Origin of the sequence: Candidatus Poriferisodalis sp. (assembly GCF_965198245.1) — a bacterium.
Classification (GTDB): domain Bacteria; phylum Actinomycetota; class Acidimicrobiia; order Acidimicrobiales; family Poriferisodalaceae; genus Poriferisodalis.
On record NZ_OZ240249.1, the window covers coordinates 1810433 to 1833822 of the forward strand.

21 protein-coding genes are annotated in these 23390 nt (G+C 65.6%); 18 read left to right on the forward strand and 3 right to left on the reverse strand.

Annotated elements, in window-relative coordinates; all coding sequences use genetic code 11:
• The first annotated feature begins 9 nt into the window (after positions 1–9).
• From ndk to ACOCMM_RS08430, 16 genes are all read left to right on the forward strand, one after another.
• Positions 10–456: a nucleoside-diphosphate kinase gene (gene ndk, locus ACOCMM_RS08355; RefSeq protein WP_419552709.1), complete on the forward strand. Its 447-nt coding sequence runs from the start codon at positions 10–12 to the stop codon at positions 454–456.
• Positions 457–497: 41 nt separating this feature from the next.
• Positions 498–1514 carry a rod shape-determining protein gene (locus tag ACOCMM_RS08360; protein ID WP_419554843.1) on the forward strand — a complete coding sequence of 339 codons (1017 nt, stop codon included), beginning with the start codon at positions 498–500 and terminating at the stop codon, positions 1512–1514.
• 53 nt (positions 1515–1567) lie between these two features.
• Positions 1568–2428: a rod shape-determining protein MreC gene (gene mreC / locus ACOCMM_RS08365; protein ID WP_419552710.1), complete on the forward strand. Its 861-nt coding sequence runs from the start codon at positions 1568–1570 to the stop codon at positions 2426–2428.
• 16 nt (positions 2429–2444) lie between these two features.
• A complete protein-coding gene (locus ACOCMM_RS08370) occupies positions 2445–2978 on the forward strand; it encodes a hypothetical protein (RefSeq protein WP_419552711.1) in 534 nt (177 codons plus the stop codon).
• Positions 2971–5181, forward strand: coding sequence for a penicillin-binding protein 2 (gene mrdA, locus ACOCMM_RS08375; protein ID WP_419552712.1), 2211 nt, complete (start codon positions 2971–2973; stop codon positions 5179–5181). Before ACOCMM_RS08370 ends, mrdA begins: the two co-directional genes overlap by 8 nt.
• A complete protein-coding gene (gene rodA / locus ACOCMM_RS08380) occupies positions 5178–6347 on the forward strand; it encodes a rod shape-determining protein RodA (RefSeq protein ID WP_419552713.1) in 1170 nt (389 codons plus the stop codon). Before mrdA ends, rodA begins: the two co-directional genes overlap by 4 nt.
• A gap of 130 nt (positions 6348–6477) precedes the next feature.
• Complete coding sequence (locus tag ACOCMM_RS08385) at positions 6478–8499, forward strand: TIGR03960 family B12-binding radical SAM protein (RefSeq protein ID WP_419552714.1); 2022 nt, start codon at positions 6478–6480, stop codon at positions 8497–8499.
• Positions 8500–8566: 67 nt separating this feature from the next.
• Complete coding sequence (locus ACOCMM_RS08390) at positions 8567–9358, forward strand: TIGR03936 family radical SAM-associated protein (protein ID WP_419552715.1); 792 nt, start codon at positions 8567–8569, stop codon at positions 9356–9358.
• Positions 9351–11318: an Rne/Rng family ribonuclease gene (locus tag ACOCMM_RS08395; RefSeq protein WP_419552716.1), complete on the forward strand. Its 1968-nt coding sequence runs from the start codon at positions 9351–9353 to the stop codon at positions 11316–11318. Before ACOCMM_RS08390 ends, ACOCMM_RS08395 begins: the two co-directional genes overlap by 8 nt.
• 58 nt (positions 11319–11376) lie before the next feature.
• Positions 11377–11688 (forward strand): 50S ribosomal protein L21, encoded by a 312-nt coding sequence (rplU, locus tag ACOCMM_RS08400; RefSeq protein WP_419552717.1) that lies wholly within the window; start codon positions 11377–11379, stop codon positions 11686–11688.
• A gap of 3 nt (positions 11689–11691) precedes the next feature.
• Positions 11692–11952 (forward strand): 50S ribosomal protein L27, encoded by a 261-nt coding sequence (gene rpmA / locus ACOCMM_RS08405; protein WP_419552718.1) that lies wholly within the window; start codon positions 11692–11694, stop codon positions 11950–11952.
• 78 nt (positions 11953–12030) lie between these two features.
• Complete coding sequence (gene obgE, locus ACOCMM_RS08410; RefSeq protein ID WP_419552719.1) at positions 12031–13287, forward strand: GTPase ObgE; 1257 nt, start codon at positions 12031–12033, stop codon at positions 13285–13287.
• 61 nt (positions 13288–13348) lie between these two features.
• Positions 13349–14443 (forward strand): glutamate 5-kinase, encoded by a 1095-nt coding sequence (gene proB / locus ACOCMM_RS08415; protein WP_419552720.1) that lies wholly within the window; start codon positions 13349–13351, stop codon positions 14441–14443.
• A 145-nt stretch (positions 14444–14588) separates the two neighbouring features.
• The gene (locus ACOCMM_RS08420; RefSeq protein WP_419554844.1) at positions 14589–15842 is read left to right on the forward strand and encodes a glutamate-5-semialdehyde dehydrogenase; all 1254 of its coding nucleotides are present in this window, start codon (positions 14589–14591) and stop codon (positions 15840–15842) included.
• A 76-nt stretch (positions 15843–15918) separates the two neighbouring features.
• The gene (locus ACOCMM_RS08425; protein ID WP_419552721.1) at positions 15919–16800 is read left to right on the forward strand and encodes an AAA family ATPase; all 882 of its coding nucleotides are present in this window, start codon (positions 15919–15921) and stop codon (positions 16798–16800) included.
• Between the two features lie 33 nt (positions 16801–16833).
• Entirely contained in the window at positions 16834–18270 is a 1437-nt protein-coding gene (locus tag ACOCMM_RS08430; protein WP_419552722.1) for a vWA domain-containing protein, read from the forward strand.
• Between the two features lie 75 nt (positions 18271–18345).
• Here the strand turns inward: ACOCMM_RS08430 and ACOCMM_RS08435 are convergent, their stop codons facing one another.
• Positions 18346–19764 carry a class II 3-deoxy-7-phosphoheptulonate synthase gene (locus ACOCMM_RS08435; protein ID WP_419552723.1) on the reverse strand — a complete coding sequence of 473 codons (1419 nt, stop codon included), beginning with the start codon at positions 19762–19764 and terminating at the stop codon, positions 18346–18348.
• Positions 19742–20608 carry a sigma-70 family RNA polymerase sigma factor gene (locus ACOCMM_RS08440; RefSeq protein ID WP_419552724.1) on the reverse strand — a complete coding sequence of 289 codons (867 nt, stop codon included), beginning with the start codon at positions 20606–20608 and terminating at the stop codon, positions 19742–19744. The genes ACOCMM_RS08435 and ACOCMM_RS08440 overlap by 23 nt, the downstream gene beginning before the upstream one ends.
• Positions 20609–20964: 356 nt before the next feature.
• Here ACOCMM_RS08440 and ACOCMM_RS08445 point away from each other — a divergent pair, with 356 nt between their 5' ends.
• Positions 20965–21558: a nicotinate-nicotinamide nucleotide adenylyltransferase gene (locus tag ACOCMM_RS08445; RefSeq protein ID WP_419552725.1), complete on the forward strand. Its 594-nt coding sequence runs from the start codon at positions 20965–20967 to the stop codon at positions 21556–21558.
• A gap of 107 nt (positions 21559–21665) precedes the next feature.
• Positions 21666–21980, forward strand: a complete 315-nt coding sequence (rsfS, locus tag ACOCMM_RS08450; RefSeq protein ID WP_419554845.1) for a ribosome silencing factor — start codon at positions 21666–21668, stop codon at positions 21978–21980.
• Positions 21981–22031: 51 nt separating this feature from the next.
• Here rsfS and ACOCMM_RS08455 read toward each other — a convergent pair whose 3' ends face one another.
• A complete protein-coding gene (locus ACOCMM_RS08455) occupies positions 22032–22958 on the reverse strand; it encodes a DUF3048 domain-containing protein (protein WP_419552726.1) in 927 nt (308 codons plus the stop codon).
• Between the last annotated feature and the right edge of the window lie 432 nt (positions 22959–23390).

The window sequence follows — 23390 nt, forward strand, 5'->3', positions numbered from 1 at the left end:
GAGACAGCGATGCGGCAAACGCTGGTGATCTGCAAGCCTGACGCTGTCGAACGCGGCCTCGTCGGCGAGATCCTGGGCAGGTTCGAATGCAAAGGGCTCACCGTCGCGGCCTTGGAACACCGGACCATTGACCGCGATACCGCCGAGCGGCACTACTCCGAACACGCTGGCAAGCCGTTCTACGAGCCACTGCTGGACTTCATCACGCGCTCGCCATCGATCGTCATGGTGCTGGAAGGCCCTGCCGACGCAGGCGGCGACGTCTTCGCCGTCGTGCGCACCCTGATGGGTGCCACCAATCCCGCCGCTGCCGCACCCGGCACCATCCGGGGCGACTACGGCCTGTCTCCCACCGAGAACCTCGTGCATGGTTCCGACAGCGAAGCCTCCTCCCAGCGAGAGATCGCCCTGTTCTTTCCGTCCGTCGTCCCGTCGAACAACAAGGTCGGCAGCTGATGGCGGCGAACGGGCCGTCCCGATCCCGCCGGCGCGGACCCATGTTCGGCGGCAAGGACATCGCGGTCGATCTCGGTACTGCGAACACGACCGTGTTCGTTCGCGGCCGGGGAATCGTGCTCAACGAGCCTTCGGTGGTGGCCGTCGATTCGATGACGGGCAATTCGCTAGCCGTCGGCCAAGAGGCCAAGCGGATGATCGGCCGAACGCCAGGGAACATCACAGCGATCAGTCCGCTCAAAGACGGCGTGATTGCCGACTTCGACATTTGCGAGAAGATGCTCCGGCATTTCATCAACGAGGTCACCCAGACGCGCTGGCCCAAGCCGCGCATGGTGATCTGCGTGCCGTCGGGAATCACCGGAGTGGAGCAGCGCGCAGTACTGGAAGCCGCCGAGTATGCAGGTGCACGCCGGGCGTACATCATCGAGGAGCCGATGGCAGCGGCGATCGGCGCTGGGCTGCCGGTTCAGACGGCGCAGGGGAGCATGATCGTCGACATCGGCGGCGGCACCACTGAGGTCGCCGTGATCTCGCTCGGCGGCATCGTGACGGCTCGTTCTGCCCGCGTCGGCGGCAACATGATCGACGCGTCCATCGTTGCTCACGTCAAGAAGGAGCATGGCCTCATCGTTGGCGAGCGCACCGCAGAGGAAGTCAAGCTAGCGCTGGGCTCTGCGTGGCCGCTGCAGCAGGAGATCTACGCCGAGGTCCGTGGCCGCGACATGGTGAGTGGGCTTCCCGAATCGGTCAGCGTCGACAGCGTCGAGATCCGCGAAGCAATTGCGGGACCCGTCAGCGCAATCGTCGACTCGGTGAAGGCGACGCTCGATGACACCGCGCCGGAATTGGCAGCCGACGTCATGGACTACGGCATCACACTTGCCGGCGGCGGAGCGATGCTGCGCGGTCTGCCGGATCGACTGCGCTCGGAAACAGGCGTTGCAGTTCACATCGCGGAGGACCCGCTGTTCGCCGTCGTGCGTGGCTCCGGCCAGACGCTCGAAGAATTCGACGTCCTCCACGGAGTGCTGTACTCGTCCACCGAGGGGCGCTGACGCCCCCGGCCGTGGCCCGCCGCGCCGGCATTCGGAGACGCACCTGGCTCCGCTTGGCCCTGCTCGTTGTGACGGCCATTGCACTGTTGACGCTGGACGCACGTGGCTCTGGCGGCGTGCTGGACACCGCGCGCGGCGCAGCGCTGGACCTGTTGGGACCGGTGCGAACCTTCGGAGACTGGGTGGTCGGGCCGTTTCGCAACGCTTGGCGCGGGGTGGTCAGCTTCGACGACTTAGAGGCCGAGAACGCGCAGCTGCGCGGCGAGCTGGCACAAGCGCAAGCATCGGTGCTGCGCGTCGGCGAGTTGGAACGGGACCGGCAGGAACTGCTCGCTCTGGTGGGCGCCCGTGACACCGCCCGGGCAATCCCTCGGGTCACGGCGAGGGTCATTGATGCACCGGTGTCGAACTTCGAACGCACGATCGAGCTGGCAAGAGGACGCCGGGACGGCATACGCGAGGGAATGCCGGTGGAGAGCGGCGACGGATTGGTCGGGCGCGTCGTGCAGGCCAGCACCACTCGTTCGCGGGTAGAGCTGCTGACTGATCCCAACTTCGACGCCGGCGTGCGCATCGTCCGATCCGGAGACGACGGATTGGCCTCGGGACGAGGCCCGGGTCGCGACCTGGACGTGAGCTACATCGAGCTTGAGACGGTCGTCATCCCGGGAGAGACCGTGGTGACCAGCGGCTTCGAGGGAAGCACGTTTCCCGCCGGGCTGCTTGTGGGCACGGTCACCGATGTCGAGCCCGACGCAGTCCGGGGAGCGCAGCGGGTCGCTGTGCACCCTGCGGCAGACCTGACGCGGCTGCGATGGGTGCAGGTGCTGCTCTATGAGCCCGATGTCCCCGCGCCGGTGATTGTCGATCGCGAGCCGTCGGACACCCCCGTCAATACGGACGGGGCATCGTGAGAGGGGACCGGCGGTGATGGCAGGTGCCGGGCCGCTGGCCCGATCGGCACTGGTGCTGGTTACTGCCGTCATGGCGCACGTCGGCTTGCTCGCGCACATCACCCCGGCCGGCGTCATTGTCGATCCGTTGGTGCTGCTCGCCGTCGCAGGGGGGATGGTCGGCGGTCGTAGCACCGGGGCGTCCTTCGGCGCAGGTTGTGGACTGGCCTCCGATCTCATCGTTCACACGCCCTTTGGCATGTCCCTGCTGGTCTTGACCCTGGTTGGTTACTTGTCAGGCACCGTGACGGAACAGATCCCCTCGGCGCGCTGGTTTGCACGCGCAGCGCTGGCGTCGTTGCTGACGGCGGGCGGGATAGGCCTGTTCGCCAGCGCAGGTTGGCTGATGGATCTCGTCTATGTAACGGAGGCTCCGCTTGTTCGCATCGCCATCGTCACTGGTGTCGCGTCCCTGCTGACCAATCCGCTGCTCGAACGCGTGGTTCGCTGGGCGCTCATCATCCGCCCGCGCATTACCGCCGAACGGGAACCGAGGTCTCGCAGTGGATGAGCGCGTCCGTCGGCGAATGGCCTTCCTGGGCATCGTGATGGTGGGCCTGTTCGGAGCGCTGTTCACTCGCTTGTGGTACCTGCAGGTGCTCGAGTCGGAACAATTCGCCGTAGCTGCGGAGTCGAACCAAGTCCGCATCATCATCACCCCGCCGACCCGCGGACGCATCCTCGACCGTCACGGTGTGGTCCTGGCCGACAACATCCGCACCGGCGTCGTCACGATCGACCAGTCGAGCTACACGGAGCCTCAGACCGAGGCGGTGCTGACCGAGCTGGCCGACCTGCTCGAGGTGCCGGTCGCCCAGCTCAGCCAGGGCCTTGCCGACCAGCGCACGCACCCGCTCGCCCCCAAAGTGGTGGCGACGGGCCTCGACGAGGACGGCCTGCTGCGGGTGGCCGAGCGGTCCATTCCCGGCGTCGAGGCCAAATGGGATTGGGTGCGCGTGTACCCGCAGAACGAGGTCGCCGCGCACATCGTGGGCTACGTCGGAGCGATGTCGGAACGCCAGCACTCCGAGCTGATCGACGACGGCTACCTGCCCTACGAGCGAGTCGGCCGGGCAGGCATTGAGGGTCTCTTCGAGGCAGAGCTCCATGGCGAGCCGGGCCGCACCAAGCTCGAGGTGGACCGGCGCGACCGCGTGCAGCGGATCTTGGCCGATGTCCCGCCGGAGCCGGGTCATGACATCGTGCTGTCCATCGACGTCGAGTTGCAGGCTGCGGCGGAGTCGTACTTGCGACAGGGACTGATCGGAGCCCGCAAGACGGTGAGCGAGGACTCGGGCTTCTTCTACCCGGCACTCACGGGAGCAGCCGTGGTCATGGACGTGCGCAACGGCGACGTGCTCGCGATGGTGTCGCACCCGACCTACGACCCCAACTGGATGGTGGAGGGGTTGACCGTGGCCGAGTACCGCTCGGTCTTCGAGAACCCTTATTCGCCGGGAGCGCTCAACAACCTTGCAGTTCAGGGCACCTACTCGCCCGGTTCGGTGTTCAAGCCCGTGACGGCGCTTGCCGGGCTCGAAGCGGGTCTCATCTCGCCGCGAGCCTCGTACCACGACATCGGGTACTACAAGATTCCCGACGAGCGCGGCTGCACCGGCCGCTGCACATTCTTCAACTCGGACCGGGCCGCGCTGGGGACCCTGGACCTGTCCGGAGCGCTGACTCGGTCGAGCGACGCCTACTTCTACAAGGTCTCCGATGACCTGTACTGGATCGACGGTCCCGAGCAGTGGGCTATCCAGAACATGGCCCGATCGCTCGGGTTGGGCGCGCCGACTGGCGTGCAGCTGCCATTCGAGAAGACGGGCCGAGTGCCGGACGGCGACGTAAAGAAAACCCTGTTCGAGCTGAGCCCCGAGGCCTATAACCCTTACAACGAGCCGCCGCGCTGGTTCCCGGGTGACAACATCAACACCGGGATCGGCCAGGGGCTGGTGGCGGTGACGCCGATGCAGCTCGTCAATGCCTACGCCACTCTCGCCAATGGCGGAACCCGCTTCTCGCCGAACATCGTCGAGGCGGTCGTGTCGCGGGAGGCTGAGACATTCGGCGAGGCTGTGCTCACGTTCGAGCCGAGGGTGCTCGACGTCGTGGACTTCCCCGACGGCAGCTCGGTGGTGCGGGAAGGGTTGAGCAACGTCACCAACTCCCGGTTGCGAGGTACTGCCGCCAGAGCGTTCGAGGGCTACGACCACGAGGGTTACCGGGTGTCGGGCAAGACCGGCACGGCGCAGGCGCAGGGTCTGAACGCAGTGCTGCGACGCAAGAAGGAGGACACTGCGGTGTTCGTCGCGTGGGCACCCACGCATGACCCTCGCTATGCCGTCGTTGTCGTCATGGAGGAGGCTGGATACGGCGGCGAGGCGGCAGCGCCAGTGGCTCGGCGCATCATTGAGGCGGTGCGGGCCTACGAGCAGCGCTGGCCCGAGCCGCAGATTGCGTTCGTGCCGCCCCAGCCCGAGTGCCCTGAAGTGCCAGAGGCGCTGCGAGGCGATCCGGCGTTCTTGGGCTATGTGCCTGAAGGCTGCCCGTGGGGCGTCCAGCTGCCACGGGCCAATACGCCTTCTGACGCGGACGGGGACGGCATCCCCGATGTGGACCAGATCGACGGAGCGCTCCTAGGCGATCTGCCGCGCCGCAGGGTGGCACTGCGGCGCAATGAGACCCGCCGCAGGATCGAGGTGGCGTCATGATCGGGCGTCTGCTGAATCGCACCCAGACCCGGCGTGAATTGCGATCTCCGGCGTGGTTCGCCGACTACACGTTGGCGCTGGCTGCGGTTGCGATCGCGTGCTTGGGAATCGCCATGAACTACGCCTCGACGTGGCGAAGCCTTTCCTTCGAGGGTGGCGATCCATGGACCGTGGCGCGCCGTCAGGCGATCTTCGTGGGGATCGGCATCGTGGTCATGGTCGCCGCCGCCGCCGTCGACTACCGGGCGCTGCGTTTCTACGCGACGCCTGCGTACCTCGCGATCTTGGTCGCGCTGGGGGCACTCCTGCGCTGGGGCCCGGAGATTCGCAACGCGCGATCCTGGTTCGAATTGCCGGTGTTCGGATTCCAGGTGCAACCCTCGGAGTTCGCCAAGCTCATCGTGATCGTGTCGCTGGCCGCATTCGTTGCGAGCCACGAGGGATACCTGCGTTTCGACACGCTGTTCAACGCCGGGCTGCTGCTGGTGGTGCCGATGGGCCTGATCTACCTGCAGCCCGACCTCGGCACGATGCTGGTCTTCGTGGCTATCGCGATGGGCATGCTGCTCGTTGCGGGCGCGCAGCTGCGGCACATCGTGGTCATCTCGCTGGCCGGTGTCCTAGCTCTCGTGCTGGTGTTCAGCATCGACGCGCTCCAGGGGCCTCGGCTGCTGAATGAGACGCAGCGAAACCGCCTGACGGCCTTCCTGGATCAAGACTTCGAGCCCTTGGAGGCCTCCTACAACCTGCGGCAGAGCCAGATCGCCATTGGTGCGGGCGGTATCTGGGGTCAAGGCTGGAAGCAGGGCACGCAGACGAACCTCTCCCTGGTACCCGAGCAGCACAACGACTTCATCTTCACGGCGCTGGGGGAGGAGTTCGGTCTCGTCGGCGGCTCGCTTCTGCTCGCGCTCTATGCGTACATGTCGGTGCGCATCTGGCAGATAGCCCGCGTCGCCAGCGACCCCTTCGGACGATTACTTGTTGTCGGCGTCCTCTCCATGCTGCTGTTCCAGGTGTTCCAGAACATTGGCATGACGATCGGCATCATGCCGATTACGGGCATCCCCTTGCCGCTCATGAGCCACGGCGGTTCGGGCACCATCACGGCCTTCGCCGCCGTGGGCATCGTCATCAGCGTCGGATCGCGCAGATACGCCCTCTGAGGGCGTACCGGCAAGCACGGCGCCCTCTAGGGGCGTACCGGCAAGCACGGCGCCCTCTAGGGGCGTACCAGCAAGCACGGCGCCCTGAAACGCTTCATTATCCACAGGGGCCGGTAGCGTTGGAGTTGCAATGACAACACTGTGGCCCCGGCTCGAGCCCCTGCTGCCACGTGTCTCCAAGCCGGCTCGGTACATCGGCTGCGAGGACGGGATGCAGCGACCGACGGTCGGCCCCCATCTCACCTCTTGGCTCCTGGCCTATCCCGATACCTACGAGATCGGCCTGCCGAACCAAGGCCTTCAGATCCTCTACGAGCTGCTGAACGAGCGTCCGGACTCCAGCGCCGAGCGCACGTATGCACCGTGGATCGACCTTGAGGCCGAGATGCGAACCGCTGGGCTTCCGCTGTTCTCGGTCGATACGCATCGAGCCGCTGCCTCCTTCGACATCATCGCCTTCAACCTCTCTGCCGAGCTCGTGTACACCAACATGCTCAACTGCATAGATCTGGCGGGGCTGGAGGTGAGGTCGGCTCGGCGCAGCGACGCCGACCCGCTGATCGGCGCTGGTGGTCATTGCGCATTCAACCCCGAGCCGCTGTCGGATTTTGTGGACTTCTTCGTCATTGGCGAAGGTGAGGAAGTCGTCGGCGAGATCACCGAGGCGGTCGGTGCCTGGAAGCGAACCGGCAAGCGTCCCGGCACTCGCACCACGATCCTGCGAGACCTCGCAGGCATCGAGGGTGTGTACGTGCCGGCGATGTACGACGTCGCTTATGACGGCCCAGCGCTCGTGGAGGTCACGCCCAAGTACCCCGACGTGCCGTCGCTCGTTGCCAAGCGCACCGTTGCGGACCTCGGCGAGTGGCCGTATCCCCGCCGTCAGCTGGTGCCGGTCACCGAAGTCGTCCATGATCGGCTGTCGGTGGAGGTGTTCAGGGGCTGCACCCGGGGGTGCCGTTTCTGCCAGGCGGGCATGATCACCCGTCCGGTGCGCGAACGCCCCGCCGCGCAGGTCCGAGAGATGGTGACAGCAGGCCTCGAACGCAGTGGATACGACGAGGTCAGCCTGATGTCGCTGTCCACGGCGGACTACAGCGGCATCGCCGAGCTGGTCCGGGACACGGTCTCGGCCGGCACAGCCGGCGCGATGGGCACAGATGGCGCAGCCGACGGTAACGGTTTAGACCCAAGCCGCATCAGCGTCTCGTTGCCGAGCTTGCGGGTCGATGCCTTCACCGTCGACGTGGCGGCTCAGGTGTCGCGAGCACGCCGCACGGGGCTCACCTTTGCCCCCGAAGCGGGTTCGTGGCGGTTGCGCCAGATCATCAACAAGCTCATCACTGAAGAAGACCTGTACGGCGCCGTGCGCTCTGCCTACAGCCAGGGCTGGCACCGCATGAAGCTGTACTTCCTCACGGGTCTGCCTTCGGAGATGGACCCTGACACCGAGGCGATCGCTCACCTCGCCGATGCGTGCGCGCGCATCGGGCAGGAGTACAACAAACGTGCCTCGGTGACGGTGTCATTGGGGGGCTTCGTGCCGAAGCCCCACACACCGTTCCAGTGGTTCGGGCAGAACCCGCCCGACGAGCTGGCCCGCAAGGTACGGCTGGTGCGAGCGGCGCTGGGTCGCAACCGGCGTGTCCAGCTCAAGTGGCACGACCCGGCGGCCTCGGCAGCCGAGGGGATCGCCAGTCGAGGCGACCGGCGTGTGGGCGCGGCAATCGAATACGTGTGGCGCAAGGGCGGCACATTTCAGGAGTGGAGCGAGCGTTTCGACCTTGATCTTTGGGAAGAGGCGATGGCAGCGTGCGGCCTCAGTCTCGACTGGTACGTGTACCGCCATCGAGGCGAAGACGAAGTGCTGCCCTGGGACCACATCGGTGCCGGCTTGCACCGCGACTTTCTCTGGCAAGACTGGCAGGACGCCCTCGAGGGCCATGGCCTGCCTGACTGCCGCTGGACCCCGTGTTACGACTGCGGGGCCTGTACTGAATATGGGATCGAGCACATGGTTGCGTCCCCTGTCGCCCCCAATGGCGGCAGTCAGGGGACGGGACAGGATCTCGCGACCGGCCATATGGTGCCGGTCGAGCTGCGCCCCCGCTTGCTGGCGGGCGCAGCTGCATCGGCGGGAGGCGGCGCGTGATGCGGGGCCTCATTGCTCCGATGCCGAGCCGCAGTGCCGCTCCCACCCGCATGGGTGGGAGACGACATTGAAGCTGCGCGTTCGCTTCCGCAAAGTCGGCAAGATCCGGTTCATTGGACACCGGGATGTGGCTCGCGTGACCGAGCGCGCCGTGCGCAAGGTCGGCATTCCGGTCACCTATAGCCAGGGCTTCTCGCCTCGCATGAAGTTGAGTTTCGGCTTGGCGTTGCCGACCGGCTACGAGTCCGACGCCGAGTTCTTGGAACTGCCGCTTGCCGCTGACGCGGTGCGCGACGGGCCCAACGGCCCCGTGATCGTTTGCCGCTCAGGTCCCCATGACCCGTGCGAGGACGAGTCTGAGGTCGCGACGGCGAGCTACTGCACCTTGGCGAGAGCGCTGACCGAAGCGCTCCCGGTCGGCATGAGCGTGTCGGCTGTCGTGCTGACCGACGGCAGCGGGCCCTCGCTGCAGGCGGTGGTCCGTTCGTGCGGCTGGCAATTCGAGATCGCCGGGCTCGAAGCCGTTACGGCAACCAAAGCGGTCGAGGAGTTCCTGGCTTCCGAGACCGTGGTGACCGAACGAGTACACAAGGGCAAGACCCTGAGCTCAGACATACGACCAGGCGTTGCCGCACTTCGCGTCGAGGAGTCCTCGGGGCGGGGAGCGGTGCTGTCTGCCGAGCTGTCGGCGACACCCAGGGTCGTGCGCCCCAGCGAATTGGTGCCAGCGCTCGCGCCGGCACACGAGATGGGCATTGCCCGTAGAACACATCAATGGACGTGTGGCGCCGCAGGACGAGCCGAACCGGCCGTGCCTGCCCAGTGCGCCCAGAGACAGAAGGAACCCCTCAGTGGATGAATCAACACTGAACGACACCACCAACAACACAACGAACAACCCGGAGAGCGAGACGTCGAGCGAATCGGCAGATACCGCACCCGCTGTTCGCAAGCGTCGGCTCGTCGCGTCCTCCAGCGGCGACAAGCCTGGCGCACCCGAACCGGAGGCTGCTGCTCCAGCACCGCCTGAAGCAGCATCGAGGCCGCAGACCAGACGCAGGCGGGCGAGTCCGGCTCCCGACAAGGCCAAGGCCAAGGCTGAACCCAAGCCCAAGGCGAAGGCTGAGCCCAAGGCCAAGGCTGAACCCAAGCCCAAGGCGAAGGCTCAGCCCAAGGCCAAGGCAGTATCGAAGAAAGCGGAATCCGAGCTCGCGAAGCCATCCCCGCCAGGGGTTCCGCCGCCTGCTCGCAAACCCCAGATCGGCGACACCCGACCCTCACCTCAGGCTGGCGAGAGCGAAGGCACCACAGGACGACGCCGACGCCGGCGGGGTGGCCGTGGACGCGGCGGGCGTGGTCGATCCGAAGGGGCGGGTACGCCAACCACCGACAACCGCAACGGCTCCCACGCTCCCGTGGAGGCGATCCTGGCCGATCAGAGCCCCGTCGAGCTCGACGACGAGCAGCTCTCAGAGCGTCGGGGCCAGTACCGCAACGGCAAGCCGCTCGGCCGCTACCGGATGTGTGTACATGTGGCCGAAGGCGCCACTCACATTTCGGTGCTCGAGGGCCGGTCGCTCATCGAGTACTACGTGAGCCGGCCTTCCGACGACATATCCGAGATCTACGGCAACCTCTACCTGGGCCGGGTGCGCCGGGTACTTCCGGGCATGGAAGCTGCATTCGTCGACATCGGAACGCCCAAGCAAGCCGTTCTCTACCGTGGCGACCTCACCGTCGCCTACGACGACAGCGATGAAGATGCCAGCCCCGAGCGCAAGCGCACCGGCGGGCGCCGAGGCCGCACGGTCGACGGTCCTGCGATCAGCGAGTTGATCCGCAACGGGCAGACGATCATGTGCCAAGTCATCAAGAACCCGATCGGCCACAAGGGCGCCCGTCTCACCACCGAGGTGTCGCTGCCCGGTCGCTTCGTGGTGCTCATTCCTGGCAGCAGCGTCACAGGCATCTCTCGCCGCCTGCCAACCCGCGAGCGACGGAGGCTGCGTGGTCTGCTGGCCAAGGAAATCCCCGAGGGATTCGGCGTGATCCTGCGCACTGCGGCTGAGAATGTCACTGCGGCCGAGATCCGGCGGGACATTGAGCGTCTCACACGCCAATGGACCCAGATCTCCGAGTTGGCGGAGCGGTCCGAGGCGCCGGCGCTGCTGTTCCGCGAGCCGGAATTGGCGGTTCGCATCATCCGGGAGCAGTTCACTGCCGATTTCCGCGAAGTAGTGATCGACGATCCGGTGCTGTTCGAGCAGGTCAAGGGCTACATGGAGGCGGTCGCCGCGCCCTTGGTGGATCGCATCCGCTATTACGACCCCGTTGCTGAACGGTTGCCGCTCTTCGAGCGAGTTCACGTAGCAGAACAGGTGCGCAAGGCCACCGACCGCAAGGTATGGCTGCCGTCGGGAGGGTCGCTGATCATTGAGCACACCGAGGCGCTGACCGTGATCGATGTCAATACGGGGCGCAACGTAGGCAGGTCAAGCCTCAACGAGACGTTGTTCCAGAACAATCTCGAAGCCGCTACCGAGATCGCCAAGCAACTGCGGCTGCGCGACATCGGCGGGATCATCATCGTGGATTTCGTTGACATGGACGACAAGCGCCAGCGCGAACAGCTGATGTCCACGCTGAATGAGGCACTGGCTCGCGACAAGACCCGAACCGCGACTGAGCCAATCTCAGACATGGGCATCGTGCAGATGACTCGGATGCGCACTGGGGAGGGATTGCTCGAGTCGATGTCAGATCCCTGCGACGTGTGCGAGGGGAGGGGCATCCAGTTGCGCGAATCGCTCTTCTCCTGATTCGAAGAGCGAAATTCATGCGCTGATCGGGTAGCCCCATCGGTATCCTTCCCAGTCGATGTATGCAGTCATCGCCACCGGCGGCAAGCAGCGCCGCGTCGAGGCCGGCCAACGGCTTGATGTCGAGCTGCTCGAGGTGCCGGCCGGCGAAGAGGTCACGTTTACGCCAGTCCTCCTGGTGGATGACGGCATGGTGTTGGCGACGCCCGCCGAGCTCGTCGGTGCCTCTGTGAGGGGCCGCGTGGTAGGCGAGACCAAGGGCCCGAAGATCGACGGCTTCACCTACAAGAACGCCACCACCAACCGGCGCAGGTGGGGCCACCGGCAGCGCTACAGCACAGTCGAGATCACCGCGATCGCGAGGGACTGAACCATGTCGAAGACCAAGGGCGGAGGCTCCACTCGCAACGGGCGCGACTCGGTCGCGAAGCGTCTCGGGGTGAAGGTGTACTCGGGACAGACCATCGACGCTGGCGGCATCATCGTGCGCCAGCGGGGCACCAAGTTCCATCCGGGGCAGAATGTGGGTCGCGGCAAGGACGACACGCTGTTCGCGACGGCTACCGGCGTCGTACGCTTCGGCTATCGCCGGGGCCGCCGGCTGGTCGACGTCATCGCGTCGCAGCCCTCGTAGGTCATCACCCGAACTTCGAGGCGTCTGCGTGGGCGCTGAGAGGATCCAGCCGGAATTGCCTGAGACAGGCGAAAGCTGATGAGCGACTTTGTCGATGAGTGTCAGCTGCACGCGAAAGGCGGCGACGGCGGGGCGGGTTGCGTTTCGTTCCGGCGCGAGTCGCACGTGCCGCATGGCGGTCCCGATGGCGGCGACGGCGGCCATGGCGGCGATGTGTGGGTGGTAGCAGACCGCAACGTGGCGTCGCTGCTGGCGTTCCGGGATTTCCCGTTCCGGCGGGCGACCAATGGTGCCCACGGTCAGGGCCGCAAGCGGCACGGTCGCAACGGAGTCGACGAGATCGTGCGCGTGCCAGAGGGCACGATCGTGCGGGATCGTGACGGAACGGTGCTGGCCGACCTCGTGAATGCCGGCGACCGCTGGCTGGCTGCTCAGGGTGGCCGCGGTGGCCGGGGCAACACCCGCTTCGCCTCGAACCGGCTGCGGGCGCCTCAATTTGCGGAACAGGCAGAATCAGGCGAGGAGCGTTGGCTCGGCCTGGAGCTGAGGCTGATGGCCGACGTGGCGCTTGTGGGATTCCCGAATGCAGGCAAGAGCACCTTCATCAGTGCGGTGTCTGCAGCGCGGCCGAAGGTCGCCTCCTACCCCTTCACGACGCTGACGCCCAGCCTCGGTGTCGTTCGACTCGGCGACGGCAGGGGTGTGGATCCCGACAGCTTCGAGATGGTGATCGCAGATGTGCCTGGGCTGATCGAGGGCGCTGCCGAGGGCAAGGGCCTCGGTCACCAATTCCTGCGGCACGTCGAGCGAGCCCGAGTGCTGCTGATGATGGCTGACCTAGCCGAGGTGAGCGACCGCGATCCCCGCGAGCAGATCGAAGTACTCATCGCGGAACTTCAGCGCTATGACGCCGCTCTCGCAGCCCGCCGACGGTTGATCGTGGGAACGAAAGCAGATGCCGCCCACCTCGCTTGGGACGGTCCGCGCGTCAGCGCGGTGACAGGTGAAGGCGTGGCCTCCGTGCTCGGCCAGTTGCGTGATCTGGTCTCTCAAGCCAGGGAGGCCGACGCGGCCCCCACGCAGTACGTGGTGCACCGCCCCGAATCCGCCGGCATCACTGTGCTGCACCTCGCAGACGGGATCTTCGAGATCGAAGGCCGACAGGCTCGCCGGGCAGTGGCCCTGTCGGACCTGACGGATCCGGCGGCGCTCGCATGGGCTCAGCGGCGACTGGAGAAGCTGGGTGTGTCCCGGGCCTTGGGCCGCAGCGGCGCACGGTCCGGCGACCTCGTACGCATCGGCGACTTCGAGTTCACCTATGAGCCCGACACGTGAGCCCGCTGGCCGTGAATGAGTTCTGGGTGATCGAGGCTGCGGCGAGGCAGGATTGATGTCGATGTCACCCACATTGCGACTCGTCACCAAGATCGGGACCTCGTCGATCACGACATCGGACGGCCGTGTCGATCTCGATGCGGTGTCGAAGCTGGCTGATGAAGTTGCCTCGGTGCGTGAGGCTGGCCATGAGGTCATCGTGGTGACCTCTGGGGCCATAACGGCAGGTGTGCAGAGGCTCGGCGTCGAACGCCCGTCGGAACCCGAGCGATTGCAAGCGCTGTCCGCCGTCGGGCAGATCGACCTGATGGCCTCGTACCGGGAGCTCTTCGCCGAGCGTGGCATGGTCGTGGGCCAGGTACTGATCGCGCCGCACGACTTCCGCGATCGCGACCAGTACTTGCACGCACGAGCCACCTTGGGCCATCTGCTGGACCTCGGAGTCGTGCCGGTCGTCAACGAGAACGATGCGATCGCCGATGACGCCATCCGCTACGGCGACAACGACAGGATTGCAGCGCTCGTAGCGAACCTGGTGCGCGCCGACGCATTGATCCTGCTGACCGATACGCCCGGTGTGCTGACTGCGGACCCAAGCGTCGATCCAGACGCCTCGCTCATTGCTGAAGTCCTCGAGGTGAGCCCCTCGCTGGCTGCGGCAGCCGGATCGGCCAACGCTGTCGGCAGCGGCGGCATGGCCTCGAAGCTTGCAGCAGCCCGCATGGCCTCCTGGAGTGGTGTGCGGACCGTCATCGCTGCGGCCCGCCGGCCCGATGTTGTCGCCGACGCTGCCGCCGGCCGCCCAGGCGTCGGCACCACGGTGCCCGCCCGCGATGCTCGCGTCTCCGCACGCAAGTTGTGGATCGGATTCGCGGTAGCGGCCCGGGGCTCAGTGACAGTCGACGACGGCGCCCGCCGAGCCGTGACGGCCGGCGGCAAGTCGCTGCTTGCGGCTGGCGTGGTCGGCGTCGACGGTGCATTCGCCGCTGGCGAAGCCGTCGAAATCGTCGACTCCGATGGCCAGATCTTCGCCAAGGGCCTTGCGGCTGTGGATGCCGACGGGTTGCGTGCCACAGCCGGACTCCGCAGCGATCAGTTGCCCGAGGGCCTGCATCCGCTCGTCGTTCACCGAGACGACCTCGTCGTTCTCGGCTGATGTCGCAGCGGGCGATCTGCTGGCGAGTGGGCGAGGCGAACGGAACGGGCGAGCAGCACGCTGCACAGGAGTTCACCGCATCAATTTGGGGGCCGCCCACTAGTCTGCTCAGGTGCCTGACGCCACCGCGCGAGCTGCACCGGAGATGACCGGAGACACCAGCAGCATGGCCGCTTTGGGCCTGCGAGCCAAGGCCGCTGCGACCGTGTTGGCGCAGGCGCCCGGTGCCGTGCGAGACGAGGCCTTGCTGTCGGCAGCTGACTTTCTCGAAGAGGCAACCGACAACGTTCTGGCCGCCAACGGTAAGGACGTGGCCAACGCCGAGGCTGCTGGCACCTCGGCGACGCTCGTCGACCGGCTGCGACTCAATCCGGGCCGTATCGGGGCCATGGCTGCGGGCCTTCGCAACGTGGCGGCCCTCGCCGACCCAGTCGGTCAGGTGGTCGACGGATGGGTACGGCCCAACGGGCTCGCGATCGAACGGGTACGGGTGCCGCTTGGCGTCGTGGCCATCGTCTACGAGAGCCGGCCCAATGTCACCTCCGACGCGTTCGGACTGTGCCTGAAGTCCGCCAATACGGCGTTCCTGCGCGGCTCGTCGGCAGCGTTGAACTCCAACATTGCGATCGCCGAGGCGCTGCGCGAGGGCATCGTCCCCGCTGGCCTGCCCGCCGATGCGCTGGTGCTCGTAACCGACACGAGACATAGCGCAGCCACCGAGTTCATGCAGCTGCGCTCCTGCATCGACTGCTTGATCCCGCGGGGTGGTCCAGCGCTCATCTCGTCGGTGCTCGCCAACGCCACCGTGCCCTACGTCATCGATGGCGACGGCAACTGCCACGTGTATGTCGATGCCCGGGCCGACCTCGAGATGGCAGCAGACATCGTCTCCAACGCCAAGCTCAGCCGGCCCTCGGTGTGCAACGCCGCGGAGTCGCTCCTCGTCCATCGAGACGTGGCCGAGACCTTCTTGCCCCGCATCGTCGACGACCTGGACGGCGTCGAACTGGTGGGAGATCCTGCCTCGCGGGTCATCTCATCGCAGATCGGGCCAGCCAGCCCCGAAGACTTCGCGACGGAGTTCCTGGCGCTCAAGATGAGCGTCGCGGTCGTCGACGACCTCGAAGCTGCGATCGACCACATCAACCGTTACGGCTCGGGGCACAGCGAAGCCATCGTGACCGGTGACCTTTCGGCTGCGCAGCAATTCACACGCCGCGTCGACGCCGCTGCGGTGCTCGTGAACGCCTCGACACGCTTCGTGGACGGAGAGGAATTCGGCTTCGGGGCTGAGATCGGCATCAGCACCCAGAAGTTGCACGCGCGCGGCCCAATGGGCCTTGAACAGCTCACAACCACGAAATTCGTAGTGACCGGTCGGGGCCACACTCGGGGCTGACCGTGCCGACAGGCCGCCGTGGCTGCCACACTGTCAGACCTGCCCGCTGCCCAAATTGACTCCGGAGACACCCAACATGAGCGAAACGATGTTCGGAGACCTGTCGGGTGTCCGCGAAGGATTGGCGAAAGTCGAATACCTCGCCGACGACGGCATCGCCAGCGTCGTGTACCTGGCCGAGCGGCTCGGCAAGCCGGTCCTGGTGGAGGGACCGGCCGGCACGGGCAAGACCGAGCTTGCAAAGTCGGTCGCTGCCATGACCGGTGCTCGGCTGATCCGCCTGCAGTGCTATGAGGGACTCGATGAAGCCAAGGCGCTGTACGAGTGGAATTACAAGAAGCAGCTCCTGCGCATCCAGGCAGACCGCGGCACCGACGCCGAGCACGAGGAATGGGTGGAGCTGCAGGACGACATCTTCCAGGACGAGTTCTTGCTCACGCGTCCCTTGCTCGAAGCCATCAGCGCCAAGGACAAGGTCGTCCTGCTGATCGACGAGGTCGACCGGGTCGAGATCGAAACCGAAGCGCTGCTGCTGGAGATCCTCTCGGACTACCAAGTCTCAATCCCAGAGCTGGGCACCATCGTGGCCACCCAGATACCGCTCGTCTTCCTGACTTCCAACAACACCCGTGAACTCTCCGAGGCCCTGAAGCGCCGCTGCCTGTTCCTGCACATCGACTACCCCGACCTTGAGCGCGAGAAACAGATTGTCGTCACCAAGGTCGCTGACATCACCGAGAACTTGGCCGAACAGATCGCGCGAGTGGTCCGGTCGATCCGCCAGCTCGAGCTCAAGAAAGCGCCGTCGGTGTCCGAGACGCTGGACTGGGCTCGCACGCTCGTGCTGTTGGGCATCGAGAACATTGATGTCGAGCAGGCCAAGCAGACGCTTCACATCCTGCTCAAGTATCAGTCCGACATCGAGAAGGCAGCCAAAGAGCTGACGGTCGAGGCCTAGCCCACCAGGGCTTGCCGGGGACGGGAGTCGGAAATGCTGGACCTGCTCAGTGGCTTCGTCGGGGAGTTGCGCAGCGCTGGGCTGCCGGTGTCGCTGACCGAGAACCTCGATGCCATGGAGGCCGTCAAGCACATTCCCATCGAGGATCGCGACGCATTCAAGTACGCGCTCGCAGCCACGTTGGTGAAGAACGAGCAGCACTGGCGGGCATTCGAGACAGTGTTCGAGGTCTATTTCTCGTTGCGGGGCCCCGAATACAACGTCGGCGATGAAGACAGCAACGGCGAATTCGATCCGGACAATCTCGAAGAGTGGATGTCCCAGCAGATGCAAGGCATGGGTGGCCGCGGGGGTGGGCAGGACATGTCCCCCGAGGAGATCGCCGAGATGCTCTTCCGGGCGCTGCTGAACGCCGACGAGGCGATGATGGCGGCCATGGCCCGAGCGGCAGTGACGCAGTTCGCGGGTATGGAGCCGGGCCGGCCCGTCGGCGGCACCTACTACTTGTACCGCACGCTGCGCAACCTCGACCTCGACGGGATGCTCGACCGGCTGATCGAGGAATCCTCCCAGCGATATGAAGGCGAGATGACCCCGCTGGCGGAACGGCTCGAACGCGAGGAATTCGAGAACCGCATTGAGCAGCTGAAGCGGGAGATCGAAGCCGAGATCCGGCGCCGCCTCGTTGCCGACAGGGGCGTCGAAGCGATGGCCAAGACCCTGCGCAAGCCGCTGCCTGAAGATGTCGACTTCATGCACGCAAGCCGTGAGGAGATGGCGAGCATCCGCAAAGCCATCCAGCCGCTCACTCGCAAGCTGGCAGCTCGCCTGGCGCGCAAGCGCAAGCACAAGCGCCGTGGTCCGCTCGACTTTCGGGCCACTGTGCGACGTTCACTCAGCTACGGCGGCGTGCCTGCGGAGCCCCGCTTCCGTCATCCACGTCCGAACAAGCCTGAACTCATCGTGGTTGCCGACATTTCGGGCTCCGTCGCGGCGTTCGCCCGCTTCACGCTTCATCTCGTGTATGCGTTGCAGAACCAGTTCTCCAAGGTGCGCTCGTTCGTGTTCATCGACGGCATCGACGAGGTCACCCACATGTTCCGGAACGAGGAAGACATCACCAACGCGGTGCACCGAGTGAACACCGAGGCCGATGTCGTATGGGTCGACGGCCATTCCGACTACGGCCATGCCTTCGGCGTGTTCTGGGAGAACTTCGGCAAGGACGTCAACGCGAAGTCCACGATGGTGTTCCTGGGCGACGCCCGCAACAACTACCACTCGACGAACGCGTGGGTGCTGAAGGAGTGCCAGAAACGGGCACGTTCGGTGTTCTGGCTGAATCCCGAACCGCGCTCGTATTGGGACACGGGGGACTCGATCATCACCGAGTACTCGACCTACACCGACGGCGTCTTCGAGTGCCGCAACCTGCGCCAGCTTGAAGGTTTCGTCGACAACCTGGCCTAAGACAACCTGGCCTAAGACCACTTGGCCTAATACCACTTGGCCTAGCCAGCCTCCGCTGTGCACGAGAGCGGCGTGCTAGATCAATTCGGCGAGCAACTCGGCTGTGATGAAGGCCAGGTCGAGTGATTGGCGAGCGTTCAGTCGGGGGTCGCACATCGTCTCATAGCGGTCGCCCAGCTGGTGTTTGGCGAGGTCGTCGCCGCCGCCGATGCACTCGGTGACTGCGTCGCCGGTGATCTCCAGGTGCACACCGCCCGGCCACGTCCCCACCGCGGCGTGGACTGCGAAGTACTCCTGAATCTCGGCCAAGATTGCGTCGAAGTGGCGGGTCTTGACCCCTTCATCGGTTGTGTAGGTGTTGCCGTGCATCGGATCGCACTGCCACACCACCGGGTGCCCAGCCTGTGTGACCGCCCGTAGGATCGGCCCGAACGCCGTCGAAACGTTGCCGGCGCCCATGCGGCTGATCAGTGTGAGCCGTCCTGGTATCTGCTTCGGGTTCAGCACCTCGCACAGTGCGAGCGCTTCGTCGGGTGTCGCAGTCGGTCCCAGCTTCGTCCCGATCGGATTGTGCACGCCCCGCAGGAACTCGACATGGGCGCCGTCGGGCTCCCGGGTGCGCTCGCCGATCCACAGCATGTGCGCCGAGCAGTCATACCAGTCGCCGGTGATGCTGTCAGTGCGGGTCAGTGCCTCTTCGTACCCGAGCAGCAGCGCCTCGTGGCTGGTGTACAACTCCACTTGCCGCATGGCGCTGTCATCGGTATCCAGACCGCACGCGTTCATGAATCGCAAGGCGGCATCGATGCCGTTGGCCAGTGTTTCGTAGCGTTGGCCCGCTGGACTCGATGCCACGAATTCCTGGTTCCACGTGTGCACCTGTCGCAGGTCGGCGTAGCCGCCCCGGGTGAATGCACGCAGCAAGTTGAGGGTTGCCGCAGAGGTGTTGTACGCCTGCAGCAAGCGCGAAGGATCCGGCGTCCGGGACTGGGAGTCGAACGCGATGTCGTTGACGATGTGGCCCCGGAAAATCGGCAGTGTGACGCCGTCGCGGGTCTCGGTGGGCTTGCTGCGCGGCTTGGCGAACTGACCAGCGATCCGACCCACCTTCACGATCGGCAAGCCAGCGGAGTACTGCATCACGACGGCCATCTGCAAGATGACCTTGAGACGGTCGCGAATCTGGTCAGCGGTCGAGAGCTCGAAGGACTCCGCACAATCGCCGGCCTGCAGCACAAAGGCGTTGCCCGTGCTCACCCGTGCAAGATGCTCGGTGAGTCGCCTTGCCTCGCCGGCGAATACCAGCGGAGGCCGGCGCCTCAGCTCGGCCAGTGATTCGGAGAGTGCTGCAGGATCAGGCCACTCGGGCTGCTGGCCTGCCGGCCGCCCGGCCCACGAGCCGGAATGCCACCCCGGTGCGTGCTGAGGCGATCCGCCGGGGCTAGGCGCGCCGGAAGGTGAGACTGCGTCGTCAGACAGCGTCTGCGTCGGCATCGATGTCTACAAACTCGCCGTCGGCGGCGAGGCTCTGCAGCTCATCGACGGCGCGCTTCACGAGACGGCGTGCCGCTTCGGCAGTTACGCCGAGCTCCTCGCCGATCTCGCGGTAGCTGCGCTGCTCACCGTCGATGATCCCGTTGCGGCGGGCCACCGCATAGCGGGCGCGCTTGTCCAGCCGGCCGAGCATGGACATCACCATGCCGCGGCGATCCGATTCGATGGCGAAGTGCTCGGGTCCTGGCGCATCGTCGCCGATGAGGTCGATGAGCGCGCTGTCGCCGTCGTCGCCCACCGTCTTGTCGAGCGACGTCGGGGTGCTGATCCGCTGCAGCCACGCGTTCTCGTCGTCGAGTGAGTCGCTGTCGCCTCCGTTGTGGCGCAGCGCAGCTCGCAGTGTGGCGGAACGATCGGACGGCAGCCGGATGAGGCTGCCCTTCTGGTCGAGCGCCCGTCCAATCGACTGGCGGATCCAGAACGTTGCGTAGGTGGAGAACTTGAAGCCACGCCGCCAGTCGAACTTCTCGACTGCGTGCTCAAGGCCGAGGTTGCCTTCCTGGATCAGGTCGAGCAGTTCCAGCGTCGGAGGCAGCGGATAGCGACGCGCGATGGACACGACCAAGCGAAGGTTCGCCCGGATGAATCGGTCACGCGCAGCAGCGGCGGTCTGCACGGCCTTGCGCAGGTCGCGCCGCTCGGCCACGGACAGGTCCTCGTCGCTGTCAAGGCGCGTCCGCGCATCTCGTCCCGCTTCGATCTGCTGGGAGAGCATGCGCTCGTCCTCTGCAGTGAGAAGTGCAACCGCACCGATCTCGTTCAGGTACTGGCCAACTGAATCCATGACACACGCTCCAACCGGCAGGGGGCAGCCGGTTTCTTCGTCTTCGATTTGCATGCCGCCTAGTGCATGCGACCCGGTGGGGGGCACCGGGTATGTTTTGCCCTCGGCAGGCCAACTCAGCCCGGACTCAGGCATGACACCGCCGCGGTGGCGGAGCCGTTCTTGGTTGTACGCCCGCATGCGATGCGAGGCCCGAGAACCCGGGCCGTGCAGAGCTCTGCTATGGGCGGACGTTCAAACGTAACACATGGCGCACAGCGCGCGCAACAAGCGACACGCGAGGCCTGCTCAATGACGCAATGGTGCCTCGGTGCGCGCAACCTATGTGATGTGGAGCGTGACTCTACACTGCGGCGGTGCCGCCGCGACAAGGGATCTTCGGGGGCACCTTCGATCCACCCCATGTCGGACACGTCGCCGCTGCGATCTGTGCGCGGGACCAGTTGGGCACCGACATCGTGCATGTGGTGGTAGCGAACGATCCGTGGCAGAAGTCCGCTGAGCGCTCGGTGACGTCGGCGAACCACCGGTTGGCCATGACGCAGCTGGTCTTTGGCGGCCTCGCCGGCATCGAGGTGAGTGCGCTCGAGATTGAGCGCGGCGGACCGACCTACACGATCGACACCGTGATCGCGCTCGAGCGTCCCGGTATTGAGACCGTGCTCATCGTGGGCCCCGCCGCTGCGAGCGGCTTGCCGACCTGGCACCGAGTCTCGGAGCTATCTGAGCGCGTGAGGCTCGCGGTGGTGCAGCCGCGGAGCGAGCCACCCACTCATGTCGAGGGCTGGCGCACCGAGACGGTGTTCATGGATCCCGTCGAGGCGTCGGCCACACTGGTGCGCGATCTGCTCGTCCATCGCACTCGATCGGAGGCGATGCCCGAGGTCACCCGGCTCGTGCCGCCCGCCGTAATGAGCTACATCACCCGGCACAGCCTCTATTCTCCGTGAACGTGGCATCGGTTCCGCAGGCGTCCCCGGCTTCTACCGGGGTCCACGCCGTCGGGCCGGTCCCAAGCAGCGCCGCCGCGACTGTCCCGCCGCTTGTGCGGGCTGCCGTGGATGGAGCTTCCGAGATGTCGGCCGGGCGCATCGTGGTGCTCGATGTGGGTGACGTGCTGGCCATCACCGATTGGTTCGTCATTGCGAGCGCGCCCAATGTGCGCCGGGTGCGGCGCATAGCCGAACTGATGGAACAACACGTCAAGGCCGCTGGTGGCGAAGGTCCGATCCGTACTGAGGGGCTGGACGAGGCTCAGTGGGTCCTGCTCGATTTTGGTGAGTTCGTGGCACACGTCTTTCACGAACCGACCCGGGAGTACTACGACCTTGAGCGCCTCTGGTCGCACGTGCCTCGCCACGAATTCGCCTGAGCCGCTGGCGCTGCGTCTGAGCTGCGTGTCAGGCCGATCAGGGAACGCAGATCAGGGAACCAGTTCGGCGGAGCCCGCTCGGGCAAGCGCGATCCAGGTGCGCCCGGGTGTGAGGGCCACGATGAGGGCGTTGTCGGAACGAAACACTGTGACGTCCAGCTCGGACAGCCGCTCCCAAGTGCCCTGCACCACCTGGCCGTCGCTGAATATCCACGCCTCGCCGGTGCCGGTCAGCACGGGCTCAGGTGTCGCCGGATTCGCCGGGCTCTGGCGATACCGCACGAATTGCACGATGACGTTCTCAGGCGCGACCCACACGCCGTCGAAGTCCGTGTGCTCCTTGCCATTCTGGGTGCGAGCCCATCCTCCCAGCGCTGTGTCCCATCGGTACGACGCTTCGATCTGCCCGAAGTCGACATCGACGCCGCTGACCGCGGTGGCTCGCTGCAGCGCGTCACCTTCGGCGCGGAAGCGGAGGTACGTCGGTGGCGTCCTGCCCTCGGCGGTGCCCGCAGCGTAAATCCGGGCCGTGTCGGTAATCAGATTGTGCGGTGCCCTCTTGGCAGGAGAGCGCTCGAAGACTCCCCTGGCAAGCGATCCGCCGTCAGTGACATTGACAGCGTCGACGCTCCGAAGTGCTCGCGAGGTGTACGCATTGGCGCCCGAGTTCACGAAGATGGGTCGGTTGAGATTCGACAGCAGAGCGAAATCACCCGTGCGAGCCGACCGAACGGGGCCAACCAGATCAGCATCGTTGGAATGAAAGATCGCCGCGAACCGCGTGAGGCGAGCTTCGACGATTTCCTCATAGACGACATCGGCTTGGTTGATGCCCCACTGAGGCAGGGCACGGGGGTGGTTGTCGATCTTCACGACGGCGGCCGGCCGCACGATCTTGTTCGCCGTCGGCAATCCGGTGAACGGGGCGGTGTAGAGGGGACTTGTGGTCGTGGTGGCCTCAGATTGAGTGGGAACCACGGACGTCGTCGTAGTTGTCGGAACCGGGCTGGACGCAACGACAACGGTGGACTGGGTCTGGACTGTGGCTGGTGGTTGCGATGTCGCAGGTTCGGTGGCAATTGTCGCGGGAACAGTCACGCTCTGGCATGCAGTGAGGATGAGCAGCGGCAGCATCCAAGGCAGCCAAACCCCTGCCGGGTGGCACCGCCGAGCCGCGCCCATAGGGCGTTCGGCGAATAGTTCGCGGAGACGCTCCAAAGTCCTGCTCCTTGACATGTGCAGCCGAGCCACCGCGGTCACCTAGCCAGTCGCACACAATACCGGGTGACATTGCGCGCTCGGTGTCATGTGAACCATCCAGAAACCGCTACCGCGGGCCCCGCTACCGAGGGCGAGAGGTATAGCCTCGCTGGGCTAGCTCCGGCCGCCCCAGTAGAATGCGAGCTCGAA

Bases quoted from the DNA above. Each gene is read 5' to 3' on its own strand.
- ACOCMM_RS08360 (WP_419554843.1), top strand. From the start codon at position 498: ATGTTCGGCGGCAAGGACATCGCGGTCGATCTCGGTACTGCGAACACG.
- ACOCMM_RS08440 (WP_419552724.1), bottom strand. From the start codon at position 20,608: ATGGATTCAGTTGGCCAGTACCTGAACGAGATCGGTGCGGTTGCACTT.
- ACOCMM_RS08385 (WP_419552714.1), top strand. From the start codon at position 6,478: ATGACAACACTGTGGCCCCGGCTCGAGCCCCTGCTGCCACGTGTCTCC.
- ACOCMM_RS08430 (WP_419552722.1), top strand. From the start codon at position 16,834: ATGCTGGACCTGCTCAGTGGCTTCGTCGGGGAGTTGCGCAGCGCTGGG.
- ACOCMM_RS08435 (WP_419552723.1), bottom strand. From the start codon at position 19,764: ATGCCGACGCAGACGCTGTCTGACGACGCAGTCTCACCTTCCGGCGCG.
- ACOCMM_RS08370 (WP_419552711.1), top strand. From the start codon at position 2,445: ATGGCAGGTGCCGGGCCGCTGGCCCGATCGGCACTGGTGCTGGTTACT.
- ndk (WP_419552709.1), top strand. From the start codon at position 10: ATGCGGCAAACGCTGGTGATCTGCAAGCCTGACGCTGTCGAACGCGGC.
- proB (WP_419552720.1), top strand. From the start codon at position 13,349: ATGTCACCCACATTGCGACTCGTCACCAAGATCGGGACCTCGTCGATC.
- rplU (WP_419552717.1), top strand. From the start codon at position 11,377: ATGTATGCAGTCATCGCCACCGGCGGCAAGCAGCGCCGCGTCGAGGCC.
- ACOCMM_RS08425 (WP_419552721.1), top strand. From the start codon at position 15,919: ATGAGCGAAACGATGTTCGGAGACCTGTCGGGTGTCCGCGAAGGATTG.
- ACOCMM_RS08420 (WP_419554844.1), top strand. From the start codon at position 14,589: ATGACCGGAGACACCAGCAGCATGGCCGCTTTGGGCCTGCGAGCCAAG.
- rpmA (WP_419552718.1), top strand. From the start codon at position 11,692: ATGTCGAAGACCAAGGGCGGAGGCTCCACTCGCAACGGGCGCGACTCG.
- rodA (WP_419552713.1), top strand. From the start codon at position 5,178: ATGATCGGGCGTCTGCTGAATCGCACCCAGACCCGGCGTGAATTGCGA.
- obgE (WP_419552719.1), top strand. From the start codon at position 12,031: ATGAGCGACTTTGTCGATGAGTGTCAGCTGCACGCGAAAGGCGGCGAC.